Genomic DNA, 24,176 nt, shown 5'->3' with positions numbered 1-24,176 from the left:
ATATTATATGAATAAAAGGAGACAGACATGAAATTATCTAAATTTTATATGCCTACCTTAAAGGAGGACCCTCAAGATGCAGAGGTGGCTTCCCATAAATTTTTGGTTAGAGCTGGAATGATTAGAAGAAGTGCATCAGGACTTTATTCTTACTTGCCCTTGGGATATAGGGTTGTAAGGAAGATTGAAAATATTGTAAGAGAAACTATGGATAAATATGGTTCTCAAGAGATTTTGATGGGGGCTCTTCAACCCAAGGAGATTTGGGAAGAGTCTGGCAGATGGGCAGTTTTTGGACCGGAAATGTTCAAGTTGACGGACAGAGCTAATAGAGAGTATTGCCTAGGACCTACCGCTGAAGAGTATTTTACTTCTCTTATAAAAAATGAGGTTTCTTCTTATAAGGACCTACCTCTTAATATATATCAAATTCAAACTAAGTATAGGGATGAGAAGAGACCCAGATTTGGAATTAATAGATCCAGGGAATTTTTGATGAAGGATGCCTATTCTTTTGATAGAGATGTCGAAGGGATGAAGGAGTCCTATATGAATATGTATAGGGCTTATGAGGAGATTTTTGACAGATTGGAGTTAAATTACAAGGTGGTGGAAGGAGATTCTGGAGCCATGGGAGGCAATAAGAGCCATGAGTTTATAGCTCTTGCTGAAACTGGGGAAGGTGTGATTGCCTATTCGGAAAAGACTTCCTATGCTGCAACTGATGAAAAGGCTCCCGTAAACTATCAACTTCCTAAAAGAGAAGATAGGCTTGATCTTGAAAAGGTGGCGACTCCAAATTGCAAGAGCATAGAAGAAGTGGCGGCTTTTTTGGGCATTGAACTTAGAAGGTGTGCCAAGGCCATCTTATTAAAGGCAGAAGATGAAAAGTTTTTGGTTTTGATACCCGGAGATAGGGAACTCAATATGTCTAAGCTTTGTGGTTATCTTGGAATACCAGAACATGAAATAGAAATGCAAGATGAAAAGGATATAGAATCCATTGGCGGTGTGGCTGGATATACAGGTCCTCTTGGCATCAAAAAGGCCAGGATAATTGCAGATGCTAGACTAAGAGATATGGACAATTTGATTGTGGGAGCAAATGAAGAAGGCTACCACCTAAGAAATGTAAACATGCAAAGAGATTTTACTGCTGAGCTGGTTGATGACCTTTTAATGGTAAGAGAGGGCGACCTTGTGCCAGCCGGAGATGAAACTTTTAAGTTTGCAAGAGGTATCGAGGTCGGCAATATTTTCCAATTGGGAACTAAGTATTCCAAGTCCATGCATGCGACTTTCTTAGATGAAAATGGCAAGGAGCAATTTTTCGTGATGGGCTCTTATGGAGTTGGAGTGACTAGATCTGTGGCAGCCTTGGTTGAACAATTCCACGATGATGACGGGATAATCTGGCCTATGACTGTGGCACCTTATCATGTGATTATAACTTGCGTAAATCCAAAGAAAGAAGAACAACTGCAAGTGGCTGAAGAAATCTATGAAGAATTTAAGAAGGCTGGAGCGGAAGTCCTTTTAGATGACAGAGATGAGAGAGCTGGAGTCAAGTTTAAGGATAGGGACCTCATAGGTATTCCTATAAGAATCACTGTTGGCAAGAAGGCGTCTGAAAATCTTGTAGAATATTCTAGAAGAGCTGATAGAGAAAATCATGAAGTGTCTTCTAAAGACGCTATAAAGATGGCCTTAGAAGAAATAAAAAAAGAAATTAAATAAAAGAAATTAAATAATAAAATAACCGGGTCTAGAACCCGGTTTTTTTAAAATTCCAAGATGACTTGACAGCCTATAAAGAGGCTCTTTATGCTATACTTAATAAAAAAGGAGAGATATTATGAGAGAAATTATAAAACCGTCTACGCTTCCGGGATTTGGCGAACTTTTACCTAAAGATCAAATTTTATTTAATAGATTACTTGAAATAATAAGAAAAAATTATGAATTTCACGGATTTTATCCCTTGGATACTCCAGTTTTGGAAAAGACAGAGGTCTTGCTTGCCAAGGGAGGAGGAGAAACTGCAGCTCAGGTTTATTCTTTTACAAAGGGTAGCACTGAGATGAGTATGCGTTTTGATCTTACCGTGCCTCTTGCAAGATATGTTGCTGAACATATTTCAGATTTAGCTTTTCCTTTTAAACGCTATCAAATTGGCAAGGTTTATAGGGGCGAAAGGGCACAGAGAGGTCGCTTTAGAGAGTTTTACCAATGCGATATAGATGTTATTGGTAATGAGAAGTTATCTTTGGTAAATGATGCCGAGATGCCTGTTATAATTGCAAAAATATTTAGAGAAATGGGCTTTGAGGATTTCAAAATTTGTGTAAATAATAGGAAAATTCTCACGGGTTTTTATAGATCCTTGGGGGTTTGCGATGCGACTTCTGTACTTAGAATTGTGGACAAGCTCGACAAGATTGGTATTTGCAAGGTCAAGGAACTTTTAGAGGATGAGGGCTTAAAGGCTGATCAGATTGAAAAAATTTCTGATTTTCTAAAAATAAAGGGTAACAGAGAAGAAATCTTGCTAGCTCTGGAAGGGCTTGGCATTGAGGATGAAGATTTTAAGCTTGGTGTTGATGAGCTTTCAAAGCTCACTTCTTATATGGAAGATTTTGGCATTGAAAGAAAGAATTACAAGATAGATTTAAAAATTGCCAGGGGACTTGACTATTATACCGGCTCTGTCTATGAAACCTTTTTAGATGCCTATCCAGAGCTGGGCTCTGTCTGCTCGGGTGGTAGGTATGATGATTTGGCTGCCAACTATACCAAGGCAAAGCTTCCAGGGGTGGGGATTTCGATTGGACTATCAAGACTATTTTTCCAACTCACTGAAAAGAAGCTAATAGAGTCAAAGAATCAGTCTATGGTTGATGTTCTTGTCATTCCTATGGATGATTGCATAGAAGAAGGAATCAAGCTTATCAAAAAATTGAGGGACAGAGAAATCTCTACTAGTATATATACTGAAGCTGGCAAAATGGGCAAGAAGTTTAAGTATGCTGATGATTTGGAAATCCCCTATGTAATAGTTTTGGGCAAGGATGAAATCGAAAAAGGCATTTATGGTTTGAAAGATATGAAGGAAGGAAATCAAGAAAATTTGGATTTTGAAAGTCTATGCAAAAAACTTTCAAGTCTTGCAGGCGTTTAAATATTATTTACAAAATTGGAGGGAAAAATGAAGACAGACATTCAAATTGCTAAGGAAACCACTTTAAAACCCATAGACGATTTGGCAAAGGATTTGGGACTTGCCAAGGATGCTATTGAGCTATATGGCCCCTACAAGGCCAAGATAGACTACAAGAAGATAACTGGCGACAGAAAAGGCAAGCTTGTGCTTGTTACGGCAATGAGTCCAACTCCTGCAGGCGAAGGCAAGACCACAGTTAGCATAGGTCTTTCTGAAGGCTTAAATAAACTTGGAATAAAGTCCATGTTGGCATTGAGAGAGCCTTCTTTGGGGCCTGTTTTCGGCATCAAGGGGGGAGCGGCTGGAGGAGGATATTCACAAGTGCTCCCCATGGAAGATATAAATTTGCATTTTACAGGAGACCTTCATGCCATCACTTCTGCCAACAATTTGCTGGCGGCTCTTTTGGATAATCACATGCATCAAGGCTTTGAACCAGAGATTGATCCGAGAAAGATAAATTTCAAAAGGGTTTTGAATATGAATGACCGCTCACTTAGGAATATAGTTTTGGGTCTTGGTGGAGAGCTTGCATCTATTCCTAGAGAGGAACATTTTATGATAACTGCAGCAAGTGAAATTATGGCAATAGTCTGTCTAGCAGAAAATCTTGAAGACCTAAAAGAGAGAATAGGAAGGATAATAGTTGCTTATACAAGAGATGATAAGCCCGTCTATGCGAGTGATATAGGAGCTGCTGATGCTGTTACCATTCTTTTGAAGGATGCTATAAAGCCCAACTTAGTTCAAACCTGCGAGAACACTCCGGCAATAATCCATGGTGGACCTTTTGCCAATATTGCGCACGGTTGCAATAGTGTAATAGCAACAAAGACAGCTCTTTCTCTTTCTGATGTGGTGATTACAGAAGCAGGTTTTGGAGCTGACTTGGGGGCTGAAAAATTTTTTGACATAAAATGTGGATGCTCGGGTCTTAGCCCAGATGCTGTTGTCTTGGTGGTTACTATAAGGGCCCTTAAGTACCATGGTGGATTGAAGGACTTGTCTTTAGTTGATTTGCAAGCCATTAGAAGGGGATTTTCCAACGTGGGAAGACATTGCCAAAATTTGAAAAAATATGGCTTGCCGCTTATTGTTGCCATTAACCACTTCTACAAGGACACTGATGAAGAGATTGATTTAGTTAAGGAGCTTTTAAAAGAAGAAGGCATAAAAGCTCAAATAAGCAAGGGCTTTGAATTGGGGGGTCAAGGTGCAGAGGATTTGGCTAAGCTACTTTTAGAAACTTTAAAAGAAGGTAAAAATTTCAAACCTCTTTATTCTTATGAGGATTCTATAAAATCAAAGATTGAAAAAATTGCCAAGGAAATTTATAGGGCCTCTCATGTATCGTATTCGACTGTAGCAAATAAAAAAATAGCTCAATTAGAAAAAAATGACCTCGATAAGCTTCCTATTTGTATAGCTAAAACTCAATACTCCTTTTCTGATAATAAGGATTTATTGGGAGCTCCAGAAGATTTTGAATTTACAATATCAGACATCAACATATCAAACGGAGCAGGTTTCATAGTGGCTCTTTCGGGAGACATGATGGTCATGCCTGGTCTTAACAAAAACCCAGCTGCTAAGAATATGAAAATTGATGCTAATGGAAATATAGAGGGACTTTTCTAGTGGTAAGTATGTTAATCGATAAGACTGTAATAGAATTTGCAAAAGAACTTTCCTCTTCTTCACCGACACCAGGTGGGGGAGCGGCAAGTGCCTATACTGGTCTTTTGAGCATTTCTCTTGCCATGATGGTTACAAATCTGACTCTTAAAAATAAGTCTTATGAAGCAGTTCATAAAAAAATGCAAAGATTACTTGAAAAGGGTGAGGACTTAAAGGCTGATTTGCAAGTTCTAATAGATGAAGATGCCAAGGCTTTTGAAAATCTCATGGCTGCTTACAGACTGCCAAAATATGAAAAAGCTGTTTCATCTTTTAGAAGTGATGAAATAGCAAAGGCTCTAGTAAAAGCTGTGGATGTGCCTTTTGAAATAGCCTACAAGACATTTGAAGTCTATCCCATTTTAAAAATGCTGCTTGAAGATGGCAACAAAAATGCCATAACTGATGTGGGAGCGAGTGCTTCTTTGGCAAATGCCGCTATAAAAGGTGCACTTTTAAATGTGTATATAAACATCAAATCTTTCAAGGACTACAATAAAGCCGAAAAATTAAGAACGGAGGCCTTGGAACTAGAGAAGATCTCAAGTGCTTTGGCAAAGGATATAGAAGAGGAAGTAAAGGCGGAACTCCTATGACAAGCATCAGCTATTATGTGGTAAAAAAAGGAAGAAAACCGGGTATTTATACAAGTTGGCAAGAGTGTAAAGAACAAGTGCATGGATACAAGGGAGGCATATATAAAAAGTTTAAGACTCTTAAAGAGGCAGAGGCTTTTTTTAATGATTCAGAAGGCGAAAATGATAAAAAAGAAGAAAAAGATTTAAAAGAGGGAGAAGTCATAGCCTATGTAGACGGCTCTTTTCAAGTTAAAACTTTTAGATATTCTTTCGGATATCTTCTAATAGGAAAAGATTTTTACGAAGAGGGCAAGAAGGCCTTTGAAAAATCGGATATGTCTTCTATGAGAAATGTAGCAGGAGAAATTGAGGGAGCCATGTATGCCATGAAAAGAGCGGTTGAACGTGGTTATAAAAAGCTCTATTTGCACTATGACTACACAGGAATTGAGATGTGGGCAAAGAAGGCGTGGAAGGCAAACCTAAAAGGCACTAAGGCCTATTCTGATTTTTACGAAAATATAAAAAAAGATATAGATGTCGACTTTATACATGTCATGGCACATACGGGCATAGAGTACAACGAGAGAGTTGACAAATTGGCAAAGGAGGCCTTGGATGAGAAAGTCTTGGACTGATTATTTTATGGAAATTACAGAGATGGTGGCAACTAGATCAACTTGTGATCGGGCCTTGGTGGGATGCGTTCTAGTAAATGATGAAAACAGAATAATCTCTACTGGCTACAATGGTTCTGTTGCTGGCAATCCCCATTGTGATGATGTAGGTCACACCTTAAGGGACGGTCACTGTATCGCCACTATTCACGCTGAGATGAACGCCCTTTTATATTGTGCAAAAGAAGGCATATCTGTGAGAGGAGCTAGGGCATATATTACACATTTTCCCTGTTTAAATTGTGCCAAGGCTCTTATTCAGGCAGGCATTAAGGAGATAATTTACAAGGTGGATTATAGAAAAGACCCATATGCGATTGAGCTTTTCAAAAAAAACAAGCTGAAAGTATCAAGGTATAAGGAGGGAAAACTTGAAGAAATTTATTGAAGAATTTAAAGGTTTTATTGCTAGGGGAAACGTCATAGACATGGCAGTCGGTGTCATCATAGGTGGTGCTTTTGGAAAAATTGTATCATCTTTAGTTGAAGACATCATTATGCCACCCATATCCATGATATTATCAGGGGTTGATATTCAAAACATGTTCTTTTCACTTGATGGAAAGAAATATGCGTCGCTTGCAGAGGCAAAAGAAGCCGCAGCTCCAGTCTTTGCCTATGGAAATTTTTTGCAGACGGTAATAAATTTTCTAATCATAGCCTTTGTAATTTTTGTAGTTATAAAGCAAATGGCAAGATTTAAGTCTAAAAAGGAAGTAGAAAATAGCGAACAGGCAAGCAAAACTTGCCCCTATTGCAAGAGTCAGATAAATCTTGAGGCTACTAGATGTCCTCATTGCACATCGGAGTTATAAATTATGGAAAAATATTCTTTAGTTTTAGAAGGAGGCGGCTCAAAGGGGGCCTATCAAGTAGGCGCCTTTATCGCACTTAAAGAAAATGGATACGAATTCAAGACCATAGTAGGCACCTCAATAGGAGCTATAAATGGAGCCATGTTTGCTCAAAATGATTTGCAAAAGTGCATTAATCTTTGGGAAAATATGGACTTAAATAAAAATATGGGTTTTGAAGAAACTTTAGATGATGAAAATCAAGATGATTCATCCAAGCTAGAAGATGCGCTGTCGTTTATATCTGGAAATTTGAAAAATATCAAAAACTTAATTTCAAGCGGAGGTAGGATGGATCCCAAGCCCTTGAAAGACTTGGTAAATCTTGCCGTAGATGAAGAAAAGCTCAGAAAATCCGACATAAATTTTGGGCTGGTAACTTTTAATATCACAGACAGAAAGACGGAAGAAGTCTTTATAGATGATATTCCGGAGGGCAAACTTAAAAATTATGTAATGGCATCTGCCTATCACCCAGCCTTTAAACTGGAACCGATTGATGGCAAGTACTACCTAGACGGAGGAGCCACCAACCGCATCCCCCATTCTATGGTGGACAAGCTAGAAGAAAAGATTATAATAGTGAGGACTAGACCCAGAGATTTTAGAAACTTACTCTTTCCAAAGGATGCAATAGTCATTGAGCCACTTGAAAAATTAGCATCATCTATGAGTTTTGACTCGGACAAGTCTAAGACTCTTATAAAACTTGGCTATTTGGATGCTATGAAAATTATAAAAGGACTAAAGGGCAAGGAATATTATTTTAAGCCCATAGGAGAATTGCAAGCTGAGAAGATATTAAGAAATGTGTATCTATCATCTATGGAAGACTTTATAAAGGAAAAAAATATAAAAGGCAAGTCTATCATAAGATGTCTTTATGAGGACAGATTTAGTTCGATAGCCAAGGGACTAGGCTTGGATAGAAGTTTTAGTCTGGAAGATTTGCTCTTTGCCCTTATAGAAAGAGAACTTTCAATATTTAAGTTGGATAAACTGAGAGTAAGAAGCCTACAAGAATCCATAAATGAAATCTCGGAAGCTTCAAAAAAAGTGGATTCAGCTTATTTGAAAAAACTTGTAGAGTCCTATGAAGAATAAAGAAGCCTTAAACAAAATCGCAAGCATAGTAGAAAGACACAGACCATCTATAATTGATGCCGGGGATAAGTATGCCGTATTTATCCCCTTGATTGAAGTGGACGGGAAAATATGTTTGCTTTACGAAGTTAGATCGGCAAGTCTTAGAAGGCAACCAGGAGAGATTTCCTTTCCTGGTGGCAAGATAGACAAGGGGGAAGGGGCAGGCCAGGCTGCTCTTAGAGAAACTTGTGAGGAACTTTTGTTAACTAGACAAAAACTCGAATATTTTGGAGAGCTAGACTTTATCTACACTCAGTCGGGGACACAAATTTATTGCTTTGCAGGGCTTATAAAAGACATAACTTTAGAAAATATAAGACCCAACAAAGACGAAGTCGAGAAAGTTTTTTGCATACCTCTTGACTATCTGATAGAAACAGAACCCGAAGTTCATAGTTTAGATATTGGAATTTTAAAATCGGACACCTTTCCCTATGATTTAATACCTGGAGGAAAAGCTTATAAATTTGCAAAAGGAGTTCACAAGATTTACTTTTATAAATATGCAGGCTATTTGGTCTGGGGTCTTACAGCAAAATTGACCTATAATTTTATAAAAATACTAAAATCGAATAAATTTTGGCGATAAAGTCATTCAAAGATGGGATGGCTTTATTTTTTTGACTTAAAATCTCATTAAAAATGGGAAGAAGTCAGATGTAACCAAATTGTAATAAATTAAAGAGGACATTTTTTAGAAAATGTTCGAAAAACGTGATTATCACTAAAAAGATAAAAATGATAAAAATAAGCCTAATATTACGAAAATATTACAGAAAATGGCAAAGCAAGTAAAATACACAAGTTCCAAAGGTAACAAAATAGTTACAAAAAAATTGACAAAATAGTCCTTGATCCATATAATCTAATAAGAATCAAAAAGTTACAAAAAAGTAACACTCTTATTTTTTGTAGCGGGAGGTTAGAGATTTAAAATATGCAGATAGGAAAGACAAGGCTCAATAAGGGCTATTTATTTTTCTTTATGAGTTTTTTGCTTTTATTTTCAGTAATTTCAATAACTTATGCTCAAATACTTGGCACTAAGGTGAATTTGAAAATAAAGGGAAAAGATAAGGAAGTCGTGACTTATGCGACAACCGTAAAGGATTTTATAAAACAAGAGAAAATAATTTTGGACAAAAACCAAGCTGTAAGTCCAAGTTTGGATACAGAAATTGTAGATGGCATGACCATTTCAATTTCAGGACTTGCTAGCTACACAGTGATTGATGAAAAAGGCAAGCATTTATTAGAATCTTCTGGATCAACTGTAGAAGAAGTCCTGGAAAATTCAGAAATTAAGCTTGGCAACGAAGATTATACAAGGCCGGCAAGATCAGAAGAGATTGAAGCTGGACAAGAAATTGAAATTTTTAGGATCAAGCACACAGAAACTACAATCGAACAAGAAGAAAGTTTTGATGTTGTAGAAAAAATAAATGAAAATCTAAAAAAAGATCAAAGAAGAGTAATCCAAAAGGGTAAGACGGGGATTATAACTGAAAAAGTTAGAAATACTTACGCAAATGGAGAACTGATAACTCAAGAAATTTTAGACACTAAAGTCACTAGAAAACCAGTTACTGAAATAGTAGAAGTTGGAAATAGCGAAGCAGTAAAAGAAGTTGTACAAGCCTCTGATAACTCTTTTGATCCGACAACAGCAAAAAAAGTATTCACAATGGAAGCTACAGCCTATGACCCATCTGCTGGCTCAAAAACTGCAATGGGAACTAGAGCTAGAGTAGGTGCGGTTGCAGTTGACCCAAAAGTGATTCCACTAGGATCAAAACTCTATATAGAAACAACAGATGGATGGCCGTCTTATGGCTATGCAGTAGCAGAAGATACAGGTGGAGCTATCAAGGGTAAGAAGATAGACCTCTTCTTTAACTCTAAGTCAACAGCTCTTAAGTTTGGCAGAAGACTTGTAAAAGTATATGTAATTGAATAAGAAATGAAAAACGTCGTGAAAAGCGGCGTTTTTTTAATGTTTAAATCGGATGTAGTTCTAGAAACTTTTACAATGAAAAATTTAAAAATAAAAAAAGCCATATTGTAATAAATATTAGTCGAGAAAAATAAAAAATTGACAAGCAAAAAAAGAAATGATAAAATTTAAATAAGTTCGCATAAGGGAAATAAAATTGTATTTACGAACAAGGAGGTTTTTAAAAATGATTTATTATGTACCACCAGTTAATTTACTGGGAAGGGGTTGTTTGGCAGAGCTTGGGGAACCTGTGAAGAGATTAGGTCTAAAAAAGGCTCTAGTTGTCAGCGATAATTTCTTGAAATCTAATGGAACAGTTGACAAGGTTTGTGATGTTTTACATAAGGCTGATATAAAAACAGTCGTATATACTGATGTAAAACCAAACCCAACTGTTAAAAATGTAGAAGGCGGATTGGCACTTCTAAAAAAAGAAGGATGTGACTTTGTAGTATCCATCGGGGGAGGATCTCCGCAAGACTGTGGTAAGGCGATAGCTGTACTAGCAACAAATGGTGGATGTGTTCAAGACTACGAAGGCATCAACAAGACTGAAAAAGAAAGTCTTCCAATAGTTGCGATTGCGACAACAGCAGGAACTTCTGCAGAAGTTACAATAAACTATGTAATTACAGATGAAGATAGAAAAATAAAGATGATTTTGGTGGATAACAATGCCCTCGCTAAGATAACTGTAAATGATCCTGAACTGATGATTTCAAAGCCTGCTGCGCTTACAGCTGCGACAGGAATGGATGCTCTTACTCATGCAATTGAAGCTGTAGTTGCTGCTGGAGCAAATGATGTTACAGATGCCACAGCCCTTTATTCAATAAAACTAATATTTGAAAACTTAGAAGATGCAGTTAAAAATGGAAGCGACATCAAGGCAAGAGAAATGATGACTTTTGCTTGCTTCTTAAATGGAATTGCTTTTTCAAATGCTGGACTTGGAAATGTGCACGCTATGGCTCATCAACTAGGAGGTCTATACGATCTTCCACACGGAGTTTGCAATGCTATGCTTCTTGGAGTAGTTGAGGAAGAAAATGCTAAATCAGCTCCAGGCAAATTTAGAGATATAGCAAGAGTAATCGGATATGATGTAGAAAATAGATCTGACAAGCAATGTGTAGACTATGTAATAGGAAGAATAAATGAACTTGCTAAAAAAGTAGGAATTCCTGAATCACTAAAGCAAGTAGGAGTTGAAAATCCTGATTATGATACTTTAGCAGAAAATGCAATGAAGGATGCTTGTGCAGGAGCCAACCCAGTATTTTTTGACAAGGAAAAATTAATAGAACTATTTAAGAAAATTTCTTGAGACTTTAATATAAAAAATACCAATAAAAAACATAGGTCATCTAGTAGACCTATGTTTTTTTTGTATAAATTTTCAAGCATTTTGTCTTCTTGTAGCTAAACAAGAAAGCTTAGATAGCAATGTTGTCAAAAGAAGTACTACAAAACAAGGGAGAATCCATGACAGGCCTTGAGCTGCAAGTGGAAGGGATTCTTCAAATTGAGTTAAGTAGGGAACTTTAATATTAAATACTTTATATAGCATTTCAATAAGCGGTAAAAATACAGTCACAAAAGATGCCGTTAAGTATGACAGCTTTGTGTAGTGCATAAAATCGTGGCTTATACCCATAAATATCAGAAGTAAGGCTACGGGGTAAATTAAAGTTAAAAGTGGCACAGAGAAGCTAAGAAGGTTATTTAAACCGAAGTTAGCAACTACAAAGGAGAAGAAAGTCCAGATTATTATCCAAGTTCTGTAACTCAATTTTTCCTTGAATAGGTGGTGGAAATACTCTCCGCCACTTGTTATAAGGCCTATGCAAGTTGTAAGACAAGCTAGGGTAAATATTGCTGCTAGTAGGACAAGACCGAAATTGCCGAAAGATAATTTTACTGCTTGGGCAAGTATTACAGCTCCGTTTTTAGCTCCAACAAAAACACCTGATGTTGTCATGCCAATACTTGAAAGCATAAAATATACAATAAAGAGGACAAGACCTGCCAAAAATCCAGCCTTGACAGTGTATTTTGTGACTTCGTTGGTGTCCTTGATGCCAAATCTTCTTATAGCTAGGGCAATTACATGGCCAAAATTCAAAGCGGCAACTGCATCCATTGTGTCATATCCAGATAGAAAGCCTTTCAAAAGTGGAGAGGCTTTGTAGTCGCCAAGGGGAGCGGCAACATTTTTTTGAAGAAATATAACTCTTACAAACATCAAAAAAATCATGATTAATAAGGCGGGTGTCAGATATTTGCCGACTCTTTTTACAAGTTTGTTGGGCTTTAAAGCGACCCAAAGTGCCACACTAAAAAAGATTAGGGTGTAGACAAGTCTTGCTGTAAACACATTTATAGACTTGGGAAGATAAGGGAGTATTGCCATTTCAAAGGGGACACTTCCAGCTCTTGGGATGCCTAGTCCGGGACCTATGGAAATATAAATTGCTGTTGTAAAAATTATTGCAAAGCTTGGGCCTACTCTTTTGGCAAGATTTAAAAGGCCGCTAGTCCTTCCGACTACTATGGAGCCAATAACTGGGAAAAGGACAGCTGTCACAGAAAATCCCAAAAGACTTATTAGAGTAAATCTTCCTGCTTGATTACCCAAAAGGGGTGGAAAAATTAAGTTTCCTGCTCCGAAAAACAGTCCAAATAACATAATACTTACCTGCAAAAATTGACTTCTTGTTAGTTTTTTCATTCTAGTTTCTCCTTGTATAAATTGTTTAAATTTTATAAATAAAAAAAGTCCCTTGTCTTATAGACAAAGGACGAAAATTCCGCGTTACCACCTTTTATTCTTATTAAAATAATAAGCACTCAAGCATCTATCAATGCCGGGTGTAGATAACGCCTACCAAAGCGTCAAGTCTTACTTTTGTTTCAGACTTGCAAAAAGAAAAATGATTTTCAATCTCGCCGCAATTATGAGCTTTCACCAAGCGCCCACTCTCTAAAAATCTAAACGAGCTTACTCTTTTTTTCAAGTTTTATTATAAAATTTAAATTATTGAAGCAATGATAATATATTTTTAAATGCTTGTCAAGAAAGTTGGGGAAATATTTTTTGGATTTTTTCTTTTCTTGCTTAAATCACTTAAAAAATGTAATATAAAGCTATATGCAAGAAGGCTAGAGTAAATTTTCTTAGAAATGATTTATATAAAACTAAGAGGAGGAGATTTATGGGACTTTTCAAAAAGAAAAAGCTTCAGGAAGAGAAGCGTTACATAGGCAAGGTTAGCAAAAATTATAGATTTAAATCTAAAAAGGCAGCCAGCGTTTTGACTTTTATTTTAGTTTTGATAGCCTTATATATGGGCTTGCAAGGTGTTTTTGGAGACAAGATAAGCGCTTATAAGGCAAAAGAAATCTTGAATAGGGGTGGAGTTCTAATAGATATTTCTTCAGAGACCCTTTATGAAAAGGGGCATATCATGGGAGCTGAAAATGTACCTTATGATAAGTTGAAAGAATCTGGTCTTGAATATGACCATGAAAAGAACATAGTGATATGTGGCAGAAATGGAATAAGGACTTCAAAGGCAGTCAAGTATCTGAGGTCTTTAGGTTATAAAAATGTATATGATTTGGGGTCTTTGGACTCTTTTAGATAAAAATCGGGTGAACTTACCCGATTTTTTAATGCAAAATTTTTTTAAGCAAGTCTAAAAGATTGGCATAAACCAAGTCAAAAGGCTCTTCGCCATTTAGCTTATAATCATAAAGCCCTTCGTAATCTGTAAAAGAAGCCAGGCGATCTTTTATTTTTAAATGAGAGTCATTCCTCATCTGCATTCTTTCAAGGCAGGTATTTTTAGATATGTCCAAATATATGCCGATTACCTTGCTAGGATAGAGGTTTTTTAAATTTTTGATGCCCTCTTTTTCAAGTGCCAGGATGGCATTTTCTTTGCCGAGGTATTTTTCTACTTCTCTTTTTAGACTGCCATAGTAATTTTTGGAAAAGACAGTGTATTCTACAAATTCGCCATCTGAAATTTTCTTTTCAAAATCTTCTTTAGAAAGAAAGATGTAGTCTTCTCCATTTACCTCCAATGGCCTTATTTGTCTACTTGTTGCAGTTATGATTCTTTTTATATTAAATTCTTTTACGAGTTTTTTGATAAGACTTGTCTTACCTGATCCTGAATTTCCGAGCAATACGACTAGCATAACGACCCCTTTGATTAAGTTTATATTTAGATATTTGAAATGAGATATTATTAATACTATAATAACATTAAGAGGTGGGAAAAATGAAAAATAAAAAAATATTCTTGTTAGTTCTTATTTGTTTGATGAGCTTTGGCCTTTTTGCCTGCTCAAGCAATAAGGCTAATGCACCAAAAGAAGGAAATAAGGTCGAAGCCAAGGAAGACAAGAATAATAAAAAAGACGAAAAAGACGAAAAAGACGAAAAGGATTCTGATTTCAAAATGCCGAGAGTTGCAGCTTTGAAAGGTCCAACTGCCATGGGCATGTCTAAGATGTTTGAAGAAGATCAATCTAATTTGACAATCCTTACAGCACCAGATCAAGTTGTAGCAGGTCTTAGTAAGGGAGAATTTGATGTGGCTGCAATACCAAGCAACATGGCATCTATTCTCTACAACAAGACTGAAGGAAAGCTTCTAAAGGTCGCTGCTATAAACACTCTTGGTAATCTTTATATAGCATCAAGTGATGCAAGTATAAAATTTATTCCTGATTTAAAGGGAAAGAAGATTGTTTCTGCAGGTCAAGGAGCAAGTCCGGAGTATGTTTTGAACTACCTTCTAGAAAAGAATGGCTTGGCTCCTGATGATGTTACAATCGAATGGAAGTCTGAGCATCAAGAAGTGTTGGCATCTAGCGGAGAAGATAACACAGTGCTTTTGCTACCACAACCTTTTATGACTATTGCTCTTAGCAAAGATAAGACCTTGGTTGAAAATATTGATCTCAACAAAGAGTATAAGAAGGCAACTCAAGGAAGACCTATGGTCATGGGTGTACTTGTTGTGAGCAAGGCCTACCTTGAAAATTCTAAAAAAGATTTTGAAGAATTTCTAGATAAATACGAAGATTCTATTAAATTTGTAAATGAAAATCCTAAAGAGGCCGCAGCCATTATAGAAAAGCTTGGCATAGCTCCAGCAGCTCTTGCTGAAAAGGCAATTCCAAAGGCAAATATGTCATATGAAGATGGAATGGACATGAAAAGAGATTTGGAAGGATTTTTGAGTGTATTGGAAAAGGCAAATCCAAAATCAATCGGTGGAAAGATGCCTGGAGAGGATTTTTATTTTGTGGAAGACTAGAGCTTATAAAATAGCGTCACTGGCTTTTTGGGTCCTCGTTTGGCAACTTATAAGCATGAAGATAGGAGAGGGGATACTTTTTGTGTCTCCTCTACTTGTATTTAAGGAGTTCTTGGGCCTTTTTTTAAAGAAACATTTTTATGTGGATGTGCTTGCAACTGCTCTAAGAGTTTTGGCTGGATTTTCAATCGGAGCTTTTGTGGGTGTATTTTTGGGCATCTTTTCATACAAGAGTAAAATTGTAAAAGAACTCTTGCAGCCTTTTATGAATATGGTAAGGGCTACACCTGTGGTGTCATTTATCGTACTGGCTCTTATATTTATAAAGATTAACCTCTTGCCAGTTTTGATAGTTTCGCTTATAGTGGCCCCTCTTTTTTACTTTGTAAGTCTTGGAAGCTTGAAGTCAGTGCCAAAATCCTACTTAGACCTTGCAAAAGTGTTCAAATTTTCAAAAAAAAGAATTGTAAAATACATATATATGCCTAGACTACTTAGAGATTTGAAGCCTGCTCTTTCAACTGGAATCGGCTTTGCATTCAAGTCTGGACTGGCAGCTGAAGTCCTGGCAAGACCAGGCATAGGACTTGGCCATAGAATTTATGAGGGCAAGGTTTACATGGAAACATCAGAGGTGTTTACCTATACTTTTGCAGCTATAATTTTGTCCGTGGTTTTTGAAAAATTGATGCTTAGACTTATGAGGAGGAGACGAGATGATTGAAATAAAAAATCTGAATAAGTCTTTTGGCGATAAAGAAATCTTAAAAAATTTTAATCTGAGTATAAAAGAGGGAGAAAGACTAGCCATTTTTGGCAAGAGTGGCATAGGAAAATCGACTCTTTTAAAGATTATAGAAGGACTTTGCCCCTATGATTCGGGTGAAATAATTTTTGCTAAGCCACCTATTTTTAAAACTGTCTTTCAAGAAAATATCCTCTTTGAAGACATGAGCTTATATGAAAACATCTTGGCAGTAGGTGAATTTTCTAGAAAACAAGTCTTGGAACACTTGAAGGCTCTTGACATGGAAGGCGAAATTGACAGACCTGTGAGGGAAATTTCTGGGGGGATGAAAAGAAGACTTGCAATTATAAGAGCTATAATTTTTCCTGGAAACATTTTTGTGATGGATGAGGGGCTAAGAGAGGTTGATGAAAAGACAAAAGCTTTTATAATAGAATATATCAATGATAATACAAAAAATTTGACTGTGATTTTTACCAGCCACAACAGGGATGATATTAAAGCTCTTAGGGCTGATAGAGTCTTAGAACTTGGAGGATAGATGAAAAAGTTTTTTAAAGCTTTATTTGTGCTTATATTTTTAGTGGCAGTGGGTATTTTATGCTTTATGATTTTTTTAAATGTCAAAGGGATAAATCCCATAAACTATGCCGAGAAACTGGGATTTAAAAGTGAGAACAAAAAAATTTTCATAAAGAGGGTTAAGGAAAGTGAAGAAAAAATCCCTGAGCCTCAAGATGATAAAGAGGCTATGGAGTCTGCTCTTTCATATAAACAAAGAGTTGGAAAATTTCCAATTTTAACCTATCATTACTTTATACCAGGAGATCAAAAAACTAAAAATTATGCAATAGTAAATGCCAATGAGTTTGAAACTATGATTAAGAAACTTTTGAATTTGGGGTATACTTTTATTGACACGAGAGATATAAAAGAAGCACTCTATGAAACTGGTAGTCTACCTAAGAAATCTGTTATGATTTCAATGGATGATGGTTACAGAAATAATTATGAAATAGCCTATCCAATTTTAAAAAAATATAAGGTGAAAGCTACAATTTTTGTAATTGGGACTGCTGTTGGTAGTAATGATAGATTTTTGACTTGGGATATGATAAAAGAGATGTCGGATTCGGGGCTTGTGGATATAGAAAACCACACTTATGATATGCATTCTTTCGCTGAAGAATCGGTTGACAAGAAAATTCCCAAGCTTGCCTATAAGTTTCCGACAGAAACAGATGAAGAATATGTGGAAAGAATTCAAGATGACCTTATAAAAAATAATCTGGTGATAGAAAAGCATACAGGAAAAAGACCTGTTGCCCTTTCTTATCCGGGAGGATTTTGGAACAAGAATATCCAAAAGGCCACTATAAACGCTGGCCTCTATATGGGCTTTATAGGAGCCAACAACGATAATGTCGATATTAAAAATTCGTCCATCTACAAGATAATCAGATACAATGTTTATCCGGGTATGGATCTGGATGGATTTATAAAAAAACTAGAAAGGGATTGATGTCATGCCTTTTATCCAAGTCAGAGATTTAGTTAAAAAATTTAAAGCGGGAGAGGGCTATATAGTTGCCAACGACCATATAAGTTTTGATGTTGAAGAGGGAGAGTTTTGTATAATTGTAGGCCCTTCTGGAGCTGGCAAGTCAACTCTTTTAAATATAATTGGCGGTATGGATACGGCAGACTCTGGAGAGCTCATAGTAGATGGCAAAAATATAGTGGGCCTTTCAGAAAAAGAACTCACCAAATACAGAAGAGAAGATGTGGGTTTTGTTTTTCAATTTTATAATTTGATACCAAATTTGACTAGCCTTGAAAATGTAGAGTTGGCAAGTCAAATTGTAAAAGATGCTCACGATTCTGAAGAAATTTTAAAAGAACTGGGGCTTTCGGACAGGATGCAAAATTTCCCATCTCAACTTTCGGGAGGAGAGCAACAGAGGGTCTCCATAGCAAGAGCCTTGGCAAAAAGGCCTAAGCTTTTGCTCTGCGATGAGCCAACTGGAGCCCTGGACTACCACACCGGTAAACAAGTTTTAAAAATCTTGCAAGACACTTGCAAGAACACAAAGATGACAGTGATTCTTATAACTCATAATCAGGCCATAACACCTATGGCTGATAGGGTCATTGAGATAAAGGATGCGAAACTTTCTCTCATGAAAACAAATAGCAAGCCTAAATCTGTGGATACTATAGAATGGTAGAAGTGATCGAGTATGAAGCGCAGGCTGGAAAATATTAATTTAATAAGAGAAATAAGGGGATCTTTTTCTCGTTTTATATCTATTCTCATGATAGTGGGCCTGGGCGTTTTTGTCTTTGTCGGTCTTTTGGTAACTGGGCCTGTCATGAGACATACTCTAAATGAAGCTATCGACAAATCCAATATGGAGGATATAGAGATAATCTGCTCCATGGGTTTTAGAGATGAGGATATAGAAAAAATAAAGAGTCAAACAGGGCTAGAAGATTATGAAATCTTGTATGATATTGACACCACTGAAAAAGACAACGGTTCAGTCTTTAAACTTATTTGTCTACCCCAAAAAATGGGACTTCCCATTGTAACAGAAGGAAGACTGCCTTCAAATTCGGGAGAAATTATCCTAGATGAAAGTGCAGAGAATGAAGGATTCAAACTGGGCGACACTATAAGTTTTTCCAAAGAAGTAGATAAATTTAATCTGGAAAAAACAAAAAAAGACAAGCTCAAGACTTATACATTTAAGATAGTTGGACTTTGCGACTCAACCAATTATATAGCAAATTATTACAGAGGCGTTTCTCAAAGGGGGCTTGGCCAAATCAAGCATTATGGATATATTCCAGAACAAAGCTTTGAAGATAAGACATACACCATTGCAAAGATTCGCTACAAAGATACTAAAGGACTTTTGACCACATCCAAAAAATACAAGCAAAAGCTAAGTTCGCATTTGGATGATCTCACCTTGGATTTCAAGTATGACCCCGAGAGAAGACTAAAAGAAAATAGGGATAAGATAGAAAAGAGTTTGGCTGATGGCAAAGACCAAATAAATAAGGCAAGGCTAGAATTAGATGATGCCAAAAACAAGATATTGACAGGAAAAGACAAACTAAAATCTGGTGAAAAGGCTTATATATCTGGCAAAAAAACTTATGACCAAAAGATATATGATGCCGAAAAAGAATTGGAAAACTCCAAGACTGATTTGGACAAGGGCTCTGACAAGCTCGAAAAATCAGAAGGACAATTACAAGAGGGCAAGGCCAGTCTTTTAGAGGGCAAGAAAAAACTTGATCAAGCAAAAGCTCTCTTAGATGAAAATTCGCTCAAATATCAAAATGGAATGCAGGACTATAAAGAGGGCAAGGGCAAGCTTGAGGCTAGCGAGGACTTCTTGATAAAGAGCAAGAGACAATTAGATGAGGCCTTTGCAAAACTTCTCGAAGGAAAGACCAAGTTAGAAGCAAACAAAAAGCAACTCGACTCTGGAAAGGCTCAACTGGATGAGGGACAAAGGGCTTTTGAAGAAAATCAAGCCAAGATAGATAGGGCCTTTGCTGAAGCTAAAACTCAACTAGTCCAATATGGACTTGTAAAAGAAGATGACTCCATAGACCAGGCTTTGGGAAAGATAAATGGCATAAAAGAAGCTTTAGACAAGTTGCCTGCGCAAGGCTTGGAATTTGGAAGCGAAATAGACAAGCAGATTAAGGATTTAGAAGCTGAAATCGAAAGACTAGATCCTGTAAATGACAGCGACAAAATAGCAAATTTAAATATCCAGTTGGCAAGTTTAAAAATGCTAAAAAAAGAAATAGATGGCATCAAGGAGAAGTATCCACAAATAAACTTGGCAAATTTGAAGGCTGTAAAAGAACAAATTGCAGCAGCAGAATCAGGACTTGAGCAACTTTCAAGTGGACAAAAAGCACTCGATCAAGCAAAAATAGAACTTGAAAAAAATAAAGCCAAATATGAAGCGGGACTTTCAGCCTATAATGAAGGACTAAAGACCTTGGATGAATCTGAAATCCAATACCAAGAAGGCCTAGAAAAATATCAAAAAGGCTATGAAGAATATTTAAAGGGACTTAAAAAACTTCAAGATGCCAAGGAAGAACTGGATGCAGGAAAGACAAAACTAGATCAAGGCAAGCTCGACTACAAAAAAGGGCTTTTAGATTATGAAAAAAATAAGGCCAAGCTCGACTCAGCTCAAATTGATTTGGAAAAGGGCAAGGCAAAGCTGCAAGCTGGGAAAAATTCTTACGATGCAGGTTTAAAGAGATTTCAAGACGAAAAAATCAAAGGCCAAGCTAGCCTTGACAAATCCAAGGCTAAACTTCAAAAGGCAAGGTTTGACATAGAAGAAGCGGAAAAGAAATTTCAAACAGAATCTAAAAAGGCAGAAGAAAAAATTAGAGATGGTCAAAAAGACCTCGACCACACAAGGGATATTTTGCAAATATTGGAAAAACCTCAATACGAAATCATCTCAAGAAACAAAAATTTTTCAGTCGACCAATATATAGATTACTCAAAAAGGGTAGACCTTCTCTCGGGAATATTTCCAATCTTCTTTTTTGCCATAGCTATGCTTGTATCTTTTACTACCATGAAGAGGATGGTAGAAGAAGAGAGAATAGAAATAGGTACCCACAAGGCACTGGGATATTCTCCAGCCTATATAGCAAGAAAATATTTCGCCTATGGATCTCTAGCGGCAACCATAGGAGGAAGTATAGGAGCCTTAATAGGACATACTAGCCTTGCAAGGCTTATAGGAAATGCCTATTCAACATCGACAATTTTTCAAGACAAACTAATTTTCAAATTTTATCCTCAATGGGTAATCTTAGCTATGGCTCTTGGCATTGGCTTTACAGGAGTGACAGCCATCTTGACAGTGTATTCTAGTTTGAGAGAAAAAACGGCTACTCTTTTAAGAGGAAAGCCACCCAAGAAGGGCACCAGAATTTTCTTAGAAAAAATAGGACCTCTCTGGAAGAGGATGAATTTCTTTAAAAAAGTCACAGCCAGAAATCTCTTCCGCTACAAGGGAAGGATGATCATGACCATAGTAGGCATCATGGGCTGTGTTGCTCTTTTAGTCTTGGGATTTGGACTAAAAGGATCGGTTAGAGGAGTGTCTGAAAAACAATTTTTCGAAATATTCAAATACCAAGCCTCGGTCATATACAATAAAAATTTGGATAGAGAATCTTTTATAGCCTATACAAAGACTTTAAACGAAAATAAGCAAATTAAATCTTATAGAGAATATCTGCAAAAATCTCTATCATTCGACTACAAAGACAGACACCAAGAAGTAAGCCTCATAGTGCCTGGTGACAAGGATACAATGAAAGAAGATATATTTCTTAGAAAAAGAGGTCACAAAGAAAACCTAGACCTACCAGACAAGAAAGCCATAATCTCAGAAAAAATGGCAAATCTGATGCGAGTTAAAAAGGGGGACAAGATACAAGTAAAAGATGACTTTGGAACAAGTTATGATATAAGAGTTGGCGAAATTTGCGAAAACTATGTAGGTCACTACATCTACATGGACAAGGACTACTACCAAAAAGTCTTCGGTCAAGAATTTAGATCTAACATGGACCTCATAAGCTTCAATACAAACGATGCGAAAATGCAAGATAAAATCAAGGCAGAACTTCTAGACTATAAGTCGGTCCTAGCAGTAACAGACCTAACCCTTGCCCAAAATGCGATGGGACAATTTGAATTTTCCATAAGCCTTGTTGAATTAGTAATTTCAATTTCATCAAGCCTTTTGGCATTAATAGTCCTCTACAATCTTACCAACATAAATATAGAAGAAAGACGAAGGGAAATTTCGACCATCAAAGTCTTGGGCTTCTACACTGACGAAGCAGTAAAATATATTTACAGGGAAACATGGGCCTTGACCTTCATGGGAATGGTTCTTGGACTTATAATGGGAAAAGTGCTTCACTATCTAGTCGTATCAGTAGTCACACCACCAAATGCCATGCTATCCCCAACCCTACTTTTAAGGTCCTACTTTATAGCACTTGCAATAACAGTAGTCATCACATTTTTAACCAGACTAATCTTTTATAAAAAGATAAAAAATACAAACATGGTCGAAGCTCTAAAAGCGGTAGAGTAAAATAAAAATGTAGAATAGAAATAACAGGTGAGCATTCTAGCTTATCTGTTATTTTTTTATTTAAAATTTTATTATTAATAAATAGTTGCGCCAACCTAAAGTTTAAAAATTATCTTGCATATATATATATATATATAATCAAAACATAAGCTTTTGCTTCAAAAATTAAGCAAAATGTTTAAATTTAAATTAAAGGGGGAGCGTTAATGAAGGTCAAATTTTTAACTGCAAGAGAAGCGGTTAATCTAATATTTGACGGTGCAGTTGTAGGAACCGGAGGATTTGTTGGAGTTGGGGTTCCAGAAGAGCTTGAAGCTATATTGGAAGAACGTTATTTGGAAACATCCAGTCCTAGAAATTTAACTATTTATTATGCTGCAGGTCAAGGGGATGGAAAGGATAGAGCACTTAATCATCTAGCCCATGAAGGATTAATAAAAAGAGTAATCGGAGGACATTGGAACTTGGCTCCGAAGCTACAAGCCTTAGCTTTAGAAAATAAGATTGAAGCTTATAATTTTCCACAAGGAGTCATTTCACATATGTTTAGGGATGCGGCTTCATCAAAACCATTTACATATACTAGAGTTGGGCTTAAAACATTTGTTGATCCTGACCTAGAGGGTGGAAAATTAAATGAAATAAGCAAAGAGGATATAGTAAAAAAAGAAAAAATAAATGGAGAGGAATTTCTTTTATATCCTACTCCAAAGTTAGATTTTGTGATACTAAGAGGAACGTTCTCAGACGAAAATGGTAATATAAGCTTGCAGGAAGAGGCAGCTTATGGAGAAACTGTTGCAATGGCTATGGCTTGTAGAAATAACGGTGGAAAAGTTATAGTCCAAGTAAAAGATATTGTCAAAAAAGGAAGTTTAGATCCTAGATTTATTAAGCTTTCAGAAGCCATGGTGGATGTAGTTGTAAAGACATCGGATGTGGAAAAATATCACAGACAAACATTTGGTTCAGTCTATAACCCTAAGTATTCTGGAGCCTTGAAAGCTGCAGATGGAGATGTTGCTGCACCCAAGATGGATAATCGTAAAATAATAGGAAGAATTGGAGCAAAGATGATGAAAGCCAATTCAGTTGTCAATTTAGGCATAGGAATTCCTGAACTTGTCGCAGCTGTTTTAAATGAAGAAGGTCAAGGCGACAAAATGACCATGACGGTTGAATCTGGAATACATGGAGGAACACCAGCAGGAGGAACTGATTTTGGTGCTGTTGTGAATCCTGATATTATTTTGGATCAAGATAGACAATTTGATTTTTATGATGGAGGCGGCTTGGATATAACTTTTTTGGGTCTTGCACAATGCGATGAGAAAGGGAATATAAACGTATCCAAATTTGGTCCAAAAATTCCTGGATGTGGAGGATTTATAAATATATCGCAAAACACTAAAAGAGTTGTATTTTGTGGAACTTTTACAGCAGGTGGTTTAAAACAAGAAATAAAAGACGGTAAACTTAACATTATTCAAGAAGGAAAAATGAAAAAGTTTATTAAAAAAGTTGAGCAAGTAACTTTTTCTGCTGATTATGCAAATGAAACAGGTCAGGAAGTAACATATGTAACAGAACGAGCTATTTTTGAACTTACACCTGACGGATTATTACTCACTCATATTGCACCAGGAGTAAGAGTACAAGAAGATATCATAGATCAGATGGAATTTAAACCTATTGTTGCAAAAGAATTGGAAATTATTGATCCGATTATTTTTAATGAAGGTTTAATGAATTTAGAATTGAAATAAGCAATAAAGGA

The 24,176-nt window shown here is 36.5% G+C and carries 21 protein-coding genes and 1 other annotated feature; of the genes, 19 read left to right on the top strand and 2 right to left on the bottom strand.

Going from position 1 to position 24,176, the window contains the following annotated elements; translation table 11 throughout:
* Positions 1-27: 27 nt before the first annotated feature.
* The 11 genes from LV469_04750 to LV469_04700 all read left to right on the top strand — a co-directional run bounded on the left by LV469_04750 (position 28) and on the right by LV469_04700 (position 11,475).
* Positions 28-1,737: a proline--tRNA ligase gene (locus LV469_04750; protein ID UHR01967.1), complete on the top strand. Its 1,710-nt coding sequence runs from the start codon at positions 28-30 to the stop codon at positions 1,735-1,737.
* A 118-nt stretch (positions 1,738-1,855) separates the two neighbouring features.
* The gene (hisS, locus tag LV469_04745) at positions 1,856-3,178 is read left to right on the top strand and encodes a histidine--tRNA ligase (GenBank protein ID UHR01966.1); all 1,323 of its coding nucleotides are present in this window, start codon (positions 1,856-1,858) and stop codon (positions 3,176-3,178) included.
* A 27-nt stretch (positions 3,179-3,205) separates the two neighbouring features.
* Positions 3,206-4,858: a formate--tetrahydrofolate ligase gene (locus LV469_04740; GenBank protein ID UHR01965.1), complete on the top strand. Its 1,653-nt coding sequence runs from the start codon at positions 3,206-3,208 to the stop codon at positions 4,856-4,858.
* A gap of 8 nt (positions 4,859-4,866) precedes the next feature.
* Complete coding sequence (locus tag LV469_04735; protein ID UHR01964.1) at positions 4,867-5,493, top strand: cyclodeaminase/cyclohydrolase family protein; 627 nt, start codon at positions 4,867-4,869, stop codon at positions 5,491-5,493.
* Positions 5,490-6,113, top strand: coding sequence for a ribonuclease H family protein (locus LV469_04730; GenBank protein UHR01963.1), 624 nt, complete (start codon positions 5,490-5,492; stop codon positions 6,111-6,113). The genes LV469_04735 and LV469_04730 overlap by 4 nt, the downstream gene beginning before the upstream one ends.
* On the top strand, positions 6,094-6,540 hold the full coding sequence (locus LV469_04725) for a cytidine/deoxycytidylate deaminase family protein (protein ID UHR01962.1): 447 nt from the start codon (positions 6,094-6,096) through the stop codon (positions 6,538-6,540). Before LV469_04730 ends, LV469_04725 begins: the two co-directional genes overlap by 20 nt.
* A complete protein-coding gene (gene mscL, locus LV469_04720) occupies positions 6,524-6,967 on the top strand; it encodes a large conductance mechanosensitive channel protein MscL (protein ID UHR01961.1) in 444 nt (147 codons plus the stop codon). Before LV469_04725 ends, mscL begins: the two co-directional genes overlap by 17 nt.
* A gap of 3 nt (positions 6,968-6,970) precedes the next feature.
* Positions 6,971-8,110, top strand: a complete 1,140-nt coding sequence (locus LV469_04715; protein UHR01960.1) for a patatin-like phospholipase family protein — start codon at positions 6,971-6,973, stop codon at positions 8,108-8,110.
* Positions 8,100-8,741, top strand: a complete 642-nt coding sequence (locus LV469_04710) for a CoA pyrophosphatase (GenBank protein ID UHR01959.1) — start codon at positions 8,100-8,102, stop codon at positions 8,739-8,741. The genes LV469_04715 and LV469_04710 overlap by 11 nt, the downstream gene beginning before the upstream one ends.
* A gap of 348 nt (positions 8,742-9,089) precedes the next feature.
* Positions 9,090-10,109, top strand: coding sequence for a G5 domain-containing protein (locus LV469_04705; GenBank protein ID UHR01958.1), 1,020 nt, complete (start codon positions 9,090-9,092; stop codon positions 10,107-10,109).
* Positions 10,110-10,332: 223 nt separating this feature from the next.
* Positions 10,333-11,475, top strand: coding sequence for an iron-containing alcohol dehydrogenase (locus tag LV469_04700; GenBank protein ID UHR01957.1), 1,143 nt, complete (start codon positions 10,333-10,335; stop codon positions 11,473-11,475).
* A 72-nt stretch (positions 11,476-11,547) separates the two neighbouring features.
* Here LV469_04700 and brnQ read toward each other — a convergent pair whose 3' ends face one another.
* Entirely contained in the window at positions 11,548-12,879 is a 1,332-nt protein-coding gene (gene brnQ, locus LV469_04695; protein ID UHR01956.1) for a branched-chain amino acid transport system II carrier protein, read from the bottom strand.
* 63 nt (positions 12,880-12,942) lie between these two features.
* Positions 12,943-13,174: a binding site (T-box leader), on the bottom strand.
* 189 nt (positions 13,175-13,363) lie between these two features.
* Between brnQ and LV469_04690 the strand changes: the two genes are divergently transcribed.
* Positions 13,364-13,795: a rhodanese-like domain-containing protein gene (locus tag LV469_04690; GenBank protein ID UHR01955.1), complete on the top strand. Its 432-nt coding sequence runs from the start codon at positions 13,364-13,366 to the stop codon at positions 13,793-13,795.
* A 25-nt stretch (positions 13,796-13,820) separates the two neighbouring features.
* Here LV469_04690 and LV469_04685 read toward each other — a convergent pair whose 3' ends face one another.
* Complete coding sequence (locus tag LV469_04685; GenBank protein ID UHR01954.1) at positions 13,821-14,354, bottom strand: hypothetical protein; 534 nt, start codon at positions 14,352-14,354, stop codon at positions 13,821-13,823.
* Positions 14,355-14,437: 83 nt separating this feature from the next.
* On the opposite strand from LV469_04685, the gene LV469_04680 reads away from it, so the two are divergent.
* From LV469_04680 to LV469_04650, 7 genes are all read left to right on the top strand, one after another.
* Positions 14,438-15,481: an ABC transporter substrate-binding protein gene (locus LV469_04680; GenBank protein ID UHR01953.1), complete on the top strand. Its 1,044-nt coding sequence runs from the start codon at positions 14,438-14,440 to the stop codon at positions 15,479-15,481.
* Complete coding sequence (locus tag LV469_04675) at positions 15,468-16,205, top strand: ABC transporter permease subunit (GenBank protein ID UHR01952.1); 738 nt, start codon at positions 15,468-15,470, stop codon at positions 16,203-16,205. Before LV469_04680 ends, LV469_04675 begins: the two co-directional genes overlap by 14 nt.
* Positions 16,198-16,770, top strand: coding sequence for an ATP-binding cassette domain-containing protein (locus LV469_04670; GenBank protein ID UHR01951.1), 573 nt, complete (start codon positions 16,198-16,200; stop codon positions 16,768-16,770). Before LV469_04675 ends, LV469_04670 begins: the two co-directional genes overlap by 8 nt.
* Positions 16,771-17,751: a polysaccharide deacetylase family protein gene (locus tag LV469_04665; protein ID UHR01950.1), complete on the top strand. Its 981-nt coding sequence runs from the start codon at positions 16,771-16,773 to the stop codon at positions 17,749-17,751.
* Positions 17,752-17,755: 4 nt separating this feature from the next.
* Positions 17,756-18,457: an ABC transporter ATP-binding protein gene (locus LV469_04660; protein UHR01949.1), complete on the top strand. Its 702-nt coding sequence runs from the start codon at positions 17,756-17,758 to the stop codon at positions 18,455-18,457.
* 12 nt (positions 18,458-18,469) lie between these two features.
* Positions 18,470-22,399 carry an FtsX-like permease family protein gene (locus LV469_04655; GenBank protein ID UHR01948.1) on the top strand — a complete coding sequence of 1,310 codons (3,930 nt, stop codon included), beginning with the start codon at positions 18,470-18,472 and terminating at the stop codon, positions 22,397-22,399.
* Positions 22,400-22,605: 206 nt separating this feature from the next.
* Complete coding sequence (locus LV469_04650; GenBank protein ID UHR01947.1) at positions 22,606-24,165, top strand: acyl CoA:acetate/3-ketoacid CoA transferase; 1,560 nt, start codon at positions 22,606-22,608, stop codon at positions 24,163-24,165.
* Positions 24,166-24,176 lie beyond the last annotated feature (11 nt).

This window comes from Peptoniphilus sp. GNH (assembly GCA_021307325.1).
Lineage (GTDB): Bacteria > Bacillota > Clostridia > Tissierellales > Peptoniphilaceae > KA00134.
The sequence above is the reverse complement of the archived record's forward strand: the minus strand, read 5'-3'. Positions and strand labels throughout refer to the sequence as shown.

Bases quoted from the DNA above. Each gene is read 5' to 3' on its own strand.
- LV469_04750 (UHR01967.1), top strand. From the start codon at position 28: ATGAAATTATCTAAATTTTATATGCCTACCTTAAAGGAGGACCCTCAA.
- hisS (UHR01966.1), top strand. From the start codon at position 1,856: ATGAGAGAAATTATAAAACCGTCTACGCTTCCGGGATTTGGCGAACTT.
- LV469_04740 (UHR01965.1), top strand. From the start codon at position 3,206: ATGAAGACAGACATTCAAATTGCTAAGGAAACCACTTTAAAACCCATA.
- LV469_04735 (UHR01964.1), top strand. From the start codon at position 4,867: ATGTTAATCGATAAGACTGTAATAGAATTTGCAAAAGAACTTTCCTCT.
- LV469_04730 (UHR01963.1), top strand. From the start codon at position 5,490: ATGACAAGCATCAGCTATTATGTGGTAAAAAAAGGAAGAAAACCGGGT.
- LV469_04725 (UHR01962.1), top strand. From the start codon at position 6,094: ATGAGAAAGTCTTGGACTGATTATTTTATGGAAATTACAGAGATGGTG.
- LV469_04715 (UHR01960.1), top strand. From the start codon at position 6,971: ATGGAAAAATATTCTTTAGTTTTAGAAGGAGGCGGCTCAAAGGGGGCC.
- LV469_04710 (UHR01959.1), top strand. From the start codon at position 8,100: ATGAAGAATAAAGAAGCCTTAAACAAAATCGCAAGCATAGTAGAAAGA.
- LV469_04705 (UHR01958.1), top strand. From the start codon at position 9,090: ATGCAGATAGGAAAGACAAGGCTCAATAAGGGCTATTTATTTTTCTTT.
- LV469_04700 (UHR01957.1), top strand. From the start codon at position 10,333: ATGATTTATTATGTACCACCAGTTAATTTACTGGGAAGGGGTTGTTTG.
- brnQ (UHR01956.1), bottom strand. From the start codon at position 12,879: ATGAAAAAACTAACAAGAAGTCAATTTTTGCAGGTAAGTATTATGTTA.
- LV469_04690 (UHR01955.1), top strand. From the start codon at position 13,364: ATGGGACTTTTCAAAAAGAAAAAGCTTCAGGAAGAGAAGCGTTACATA.
- LV469_04685 (UHR01954.1), bottom strand. From the start codon at position 14,354: ATGCTAGTCGTATTGCTCGGAAATTCAGGATCAGGTAAGACAAGTCTT.
- LV469_04680 (UHR01953.1), top strand. From the start codon at position 14,438: ATGAAAAATAAAAAAATATTCTTGTTAGTTCTTATTTGTTTGATGAGC.
- LV469_04670 (UHR01951.1), top strand. From the start codon at position 16,198: ATGATTGAAATAAAAAATCTGAATAAGTCTTTTGGCGATAAAGAAATC.
- LV469_04665 (UHR01950.1), top strand. From the start codon at position 16,771: ATGAAAAAGTTTTTTAAAGCTTTATTTGTGCTTATATTTTTAGTGGCA.
- LV469_04660 (UHR01949.1), top strand. From the start codon at position 17,756: ATGCCTTTTATCCAAGTCAGAGATTTAGTTAAAAAATTTAAAGCGGGA.
- LV469_04655 (UHR01948.1), top strand. From the start codon at position 18,470: ATGAAGCGCAGGCTGGAAAATATTAATTTAATAAGAGAAATAAGGGGA.
- LV469_04650 (UHR01947.1), top strand. From the start codon at position 22,606: ATGAAGGTCAAATTTTTAACTGCAAGAGAAGCGGTTAATCTAATATTT.